General features: G+C 40.0%; 4 protein-coding genes. All 4 read left to right on the top strand.

From position 1 onward, the window contains the following. Positions 1-532 precede the first annotated feature (532 nt). Positions 533-1,756, top strand: coding sequence for a lipocalin family protein (locus HMPREF1321_RS00630; protein ID WP_009420910.1), 1,224 nt, complete (start codon positions 533-535; stop codon positions 1,754-1,756). 285 nt (positions 1,757-2,041) lie between these two features. Then, complete coding sequence (locus HMPREF1321_RS00625; RefSeq protein ID WP_009420908.1) at positions 2,042-3,076, top strand: inorganic phosphate transporter; 1,035 nt, start codon at positions 2,042-2,044, stop codon at positions 3,074-3,076. Between the two features lie 202 nt (positions 3,077-3,278). Next, the gene (gldJ, locus tag HMPREF1321_RS00620) at positions 3,279-4,943 is read left to right on the top strand and encodes a gliding motility lipoprotein GldJ (protein ID WP_034575371.1); all 1,665 of its coding nucleotides are present in this window, start codon (positions 3,279-3,281) and stop codon (positions 4,941-4,943) included. Between the two features lie 143 nt (positions 4,944-5,086). Continuing rightward, a partial coding sequence (locus tag HMPREF1321_RS00615) for a UDP-N-acetylmuramoyl-tripeptide--D-alanyl-D-alanine ligase (RefSeq protein ID WP_009420911.1) occupies positions 5,087-6,403 on the top strand: 1,317 nt, incomplete at its 3' end.

Genomic DNA, 6,403 nt, shown 5'->3' with positions numbered 1-6,403 from the left:
AAGGGTGTAAGGAGGGTGGGGGTAGCTTATAGAGAGCTTATAGGAAGCTTATACGAATCTTGGACGATTGGTATAGAAAGGGTATGTAAAAAGTTGATTAATAGTATAATACAGCGATGTAAAAAACGGTAAAAACAGGGTTTCGAGGCGAAAGAAAGAGAATCCTCACCCCGTTCACATACTCTCCTATTCGGAGACTTCTCCCAAGGAGAGGGAGAATGTTGGGACGGAAAAGCGGAGGAAACCTCCCCCTAGTCCACTCGGAGAGGGGGAACTGTGACGAGTCATTTATTCGGTAAGCCCCCGAACCCCCGAAGGGGGACAAGCTGGGAAAGGTGACAAACCTCCCCCTATTCACATACTCCACTTTCGCGGACTTCCTCTCCGAGGGGAAATGTGGTGACCAATAGAGGGTTGTAGAAGGTTTTGGAGAGGTTAGAAGGGACTCGGAGGTGGGGTGTTATGATGATTTTTTGGTGAAGATAAATTAATTTTATAGTTTTGCGCCCTCAAACTAAAAATACTAACACATATGAAGAAATTTTTATTTGGGGCATTTGTTGCCCTTGCCACAATGATTTCGTCTTGCGGAAGCAAAGATGATAAAACACCTGAGCCTCCACAGAAAACTGTCGAACTGATAGGAGTGTGGCAAATGGAATCGTCTACCATAGACGGGAAACCGTCTTCGGTTTCAGAATGTACACTAAAAGAAACGATTGTTTTTACTGAAAAGACAATGGAACGTCTTTCGTTTAAGAAAAGAAATGGTAATTGCTCGTATGAGAAACAAGACCCTTTGACTTACATTCTTTCGGGGAACACCTTTACAACCAAAGATGGTACTACCACTTTTACCATTACTGAGGGTAAACTTGTGATAGAGGGAGTCTATACAGATGTACAAGGAAACAAAAAGCCTTCTACCACTACCTATAAAAGAATTACCGAAAAAGAATTGACAGCTCTTAGAGCGATGGAGTATAAAGCTCCTGATTACAAAAAACAACTGATAGGGGCGTGGCAAATGGAATCGGGAACTCTTGATGGTGAGAAGTTAGCGTTTTCGGAATGCTATTTAAAAGATGCTGTTATTTTTACTGAAAGCACAGTAGAAGAGCTTATCTTTGAAAAGTATGATGAATATAATTGTACCTATAAAAAACAAGAAATAAAACCCTATACTATATCGGGGACAACTATTACAATTGAAGGTAAGACAGTTACTTTTACTGTGACTGAAACTAAACTTGTAATAGAGGGGACTGGATTAGATGAACAAGGGAGAAAGCGTTCTTTTTCATATACCTATAAGAAAATCAGCGAAAAAGAATTGACAACCCTTAGAGCGATGGAGTATAAAGTTCCTGAAAAAACTACCGACCCCAAAGCACTCATAGGGGCGTGGCAGATAGAAAAAGCTACCTTTAATGGACAACCTATCGAAAAAGGACCCTGTGAAGATAAACAAGTAGATATTTATACCGCCAATACAGTAACTAATTATGACTTTGGCTTCAATAGTAATACTAATCGTTGTGAGTTTGAAAAAGGCAGAGCGGTGCCTTATACTGCTTCTAATGGTACGATTACTAAAAAAGACGATACTCCTGAGAACTTTTTTGTAAGAGGAAATAGGCTTGTTATTTCATTTATAGATAAAGATGATGACGATAATCAAGGAACGTATGAGTATACATTTAAGAAACTTACAGAGGCAGAACTTGCGGAGATAAATAAATTGGAGAAGAAATAAAATAAAGACACTAAACGCTGATAATCAGTAATAAAGACATTATAGGTGCGTTAAAGTTTTGTTAAACTCTGGAATTATTTTGGTAGTTAAAAAAAACGCCGTACCTTTGCCGACGCAATGAGGGTGGTAGCTCATTGTAAAACTTCAAATAATAGTTTTCATAATTTAAAGTTTTGGTTGGTTAATGGAAAAGTCCGATAGTAATATCGGGCTTTTTTTTTGCAGAAAAAATATTGTTATTTAAAAAAGATTTTATACTTTTGCGAAGAAAAACTGATATAGAGAATGACACCCATATACAGCCAATTACTTATTCCGTTTCTCATTGCAATGGCAGTAGCCATTACGATGGGAGGTAGCGGTACGGCTCCTGCATTCTCGGCAAGCTATGGTGCTAATGTGATTAGAAAGACTGTTATCCCGGGGTTATTTGGGATAATGGTGTTTGTAGGGGCGTTTTTGGCAGGGAAGAAAACGGCAGGTACGATGGGGAGTGGCATATTACCCTCGGAGTATTTGGATTTTACGGTGGTATCGATAGCCTTATTTTCGATAGCGGTAACGATGCTTATTTCGAACATTTCCGGGATACCGCAGTCCACCAGTCAGGCAGCAGTATTAGCCTTAGCGGCACCAGCGTTGTATTTTGAGAAGTTAGACACGAATAAGCTATTTATGGAGATTATACCTGCGTGGTTTATATTGCCTGTGATTGCTTATTTTCTGAGTTATTTTGCGGGGAAATACATTTACCAGCCGATGCGCAGGCGAGGGCTGACGATACAGCGGGCGCAGAATGAGAACAAGAAGCATATTTGGGATGTAGCGTTGGTGATAATGGCTTTGTACGTATCGTTTGCGATAGGTTCTAACAACGTAGCTAATGCGACGGGACCTTTGTATACAATGACGATTAACGAGCTACACATTCGCGAGAGCGACCATATTGTTATTTTGATGTTGGCTACTTTGGTGGTAGCACCGTGTTTTGGCATTGGCGCTTCGCTTTTTGGACATAAGATACTGAAGAATACAGGGAAGGAAATAATACTTTTTGGGAAGTTTGAAGCGGTGATTATCGCATTTATATCGGGGAGCTTGTTGTTACTAGCTTCGGTTGTAAAAGGAATACCCACCTCATTGGTACAAGTGAATGTAGCAGCTATCTTAGGAATAGGCGTAGCGAAGATGGGACATAAGAATATTTTTCGCAAGACTCAAGTAAAGCGATTCTTTGCGATGTGGATGATAGCACCTATTATAGCGTTCTTTTTGTCGTTGTTATTGGTTTTTTTAGCCGATAAGAACCAAATGTTATAAACAAAATACTTAAAGAATTGTTAAAAAATAGGGTGGGAGAAGAGGAAATATGAGAAACAAGAGAAGGACAGAAGAGAGTGTATAAAACTATAAATCAAACATATATAAAAAATACACAAAAAATAGAATATTAATATATAGTTAAAATTGAGAAAAGATGATACTACATTAAAAAAAAGTAGTATCTTGCGCCCGAATTTTTATGCTAACAAGTGTTTTTACTATGAAAAGAAATTTATTAAAAGTACCTGTTTATATGGCCTTAGCAGGATTGTTGCTCGCAGGTTGTGGCAAGAAGACTGATAAGAACACATCGAGTGCGACAGGTTGGAAAATCAACGCGAAAGAAGGTGGTTTTCAATACAATACAGATTTTAAAGACCAAGAGACAGGTCCTGGTCTTGTGCTCATTGAGGGAGGTACCTTCACTATGGGTCAGGTGGAAGACGACATAATGCACGACTGGAATAACACACCTACCCAACAACACGTACAGTCCTTTTATATGGACGAAACAGAGGTAACCAACAAGATGTATATGGAATACCTTGATTGGTTGAAACGTGTATTCCCACCAGATGAAGAGCAATATAGAAATATATATATAGGTGCCCTTCCTGATACCTTAGTATGGAGAAGCCCTCTAAGTGCTAATGAAGCAATGGTTAGCAATTACTTGCGTCACCCTGCTTATGCTGAGTATCCTGTAGTAGGGGTAAACTGGGTGCAAGCAGTACAATTTAGTTCTTGGCGTACTGACCGTGTGAACGAGGCAATCTTGGAACGCGATGGTTATCTTGCAAAAGATGCTCGTTACCAAGTAGATGCTACTAGCACTTTTAGTACCGATACTTACCTAAACGCTCCATCACAAACTTACGGAGGTAAGATAGCTGGTGAAATGGGAGGTAAGAAAACTAATAAAGAAGGAGAAGCAACTTATGCTAAACAAACTAGCGGTATTTTATTGCCTGAGTATCGTTTGCCTACTGAAGTAGAGTGGGAATACGCTGCCAAATCTTTGGGTGGTATTCGTGAATACAACTCATTGCAAGGTAGAAAGAAATACCCTTGGGATAGCCAATACACTCGTTCTACCAAGCGCAGAACACGTGGAGACCTCTTAGCTAACTTCAAACAAGGTAAAGGTGACTACGGCGGATTGGCAGGTTGGTCAGATGACAAAGGTGATATCACTGTGGCAGTTAAAACTTATCCACCCAATGACTTTGGGTTGTATGATATGGCAGGTAACGTAGCAGAGTGGGTAGCCGATGTTTATCGCCCTATTGTTGATGATGAAATAACAGATTTCAACTATTACCGCGGTAACGTGTATATGAAACACGCTATAGGTGAAGACGGAAAACAAATAGTAGTAACTCCTGAAAATGTGAAGTATGACACTTTGATGAACGGTAAAATTATCGCTCGTAATTTGCCAGGTAACCTCGCTACTGTTCCTATCGACTCAAACGAAACCTATTTGCGTTATAACTTTACACACTCCGATAACCGCAGTTATCACGATGGCGATAAATCATCTACACGCAACTATCGCAACAGTGACTTGATGGCAGAAGGTTCAGAGTATACAAACTCAATGTACAACGCTCCTCGTCCTAAAAAACCAGGAAGTGATATCAACGGTAAGGACTATGATACTTCTAACGACCGCACTTCACTTATCGACGACGAAGTACGCGTATTTAAAGGTGGTTCTTGGAGAGACCGTGCTTATTGGCTTGACCCAGCGCAACGTCGTTTCTTACCTCAGTACATTGCTACTGATTATATAGGGTTCCGCAACGCTATGAGCCGTGTAGGTTCAAAAGCCAAAAAGAACCATAAAACTCCTAAAGGATAAAAAAACATAAAATATTTCATAGGCAAAGAGTCTTCTTGAACTTTTCAAGAGGGCTCTTTTCTTTTTTTACAGAAAGTAAGAGAAACAATTTGCTTAACTCAAAAAAATGCTGTAGTTTTGCATTATAAAAGAACTAATAGTTTATGATAGAAGAGCTTTATCAAAGATATATAACTTCAGCGGGCGTAAGTACTGATACCCGCAATATAAAGCCTAATAGTATTTACTTTGCTTTAAAAGGAGCTTCGTTTAACGGCAACACCTTTGCTCAAGAAGCTCTTGCCAAAGGAGCCTGCTATGCAGTAATTGATGACCCTGCTTATCACATCGCCGATAAAACACTTTTGGTAGACGATGTCCTCACTACACTCCAACAGCTCGCTACTTATCACCGCAGGAAGCTAAAAACACTCGTTATTGGTATTACCGGTAGCAATGGGAAAACCACCACAAAGGAGCTTATCAAGTCGGTATTATCACAACAACTGAACATAGTAGCTACACAAGGCAACCTAAACAACAATATAGGAGTACCTCTCACTTTGCTTACAATTAAACCAGAAACGGATATTGCTATTGTGGAGATGGGTGCCAATCACCCAGGTGAAATTGCCTTCCTATGTTCTATTGCTGAACCCGACTACGGCTATATTACCAGTATTGGTAAAGCGCATTTAGAAGGCTTTGGTTCTTTCGAAGGCGTGATAAAAACCAAAGGAGAGCTCTATGATTACCTCAAAACACACCATAAAACCATTATTGCCAATGCCGATAATCCTATCACCGAAGCGCTTTTGGAAAACTATAACAATGTGTACAGTTTTGGAGTAGGCGAAGGGGTGAACGTCTCTGTGCAATGTCTCAGCACTCAACCCGTGAAAATACAGTTTGCTGACTCGTCCCTACAAACCACCACAGAAGGATTCCCTACCAATATAGAAGGCTTTAGTGATGCTCCCACTGTCGCAACTTCTCATCTGGTAGGAAGCTATAACTTCACTAATATTGCTGCTTCGGTAGCTTTTGGACGTTACTTCAAACTCTCTACAAAGGCTATTCAGAAGGGCATAGAAAGCTATATTCCTCAAAACAATCGCAGTCAGCTATTGGAATGGGGTAGTAATACAGTTTTGCTCGACGCCTATAATGCCAATCCTAGCAGTATGACTGCTGCTATCGACAATCTCCTTTCTATGAATAGCTTCCCTAATAAAGTGCTTATTCTCGGCGATATGTTTGAGCTTGGCGATTACGCTACTCAGGAGCATCAAAGCATTGTCGATAAACTCAAAGAGCACCAATGGGCAGGGGTCTACCTCATCGGAAAGAATTTTAAACAAACTAAAGCACCTTATCCGCAGTATGAAACCTTTGAGGAATTTCAAGAGGTCTTTAAGAATCTTTCTTTTCAAGACAGCCTAATACTCATCAAAGGTTCAAGAGGAATGGCTTTAGAAAGA

It is taken from the genome of Capnocytophaga sp. oral taxon 412 str. F0487 (assembly GCF_000271925.1).
Classification (GTDB): domain Bacteria; phylum Bacteroidota; class Bacteroidia; order Flavobacteriales; family Flavobacteriaceae; genus Capnocytophaga; species Capnocytophaga ochracea.
The sequence above is the reverse complement of the archived record's forward strand: the minus strand, read 5'-3'. Positions and strand labels throughout refer to the sequence as shown.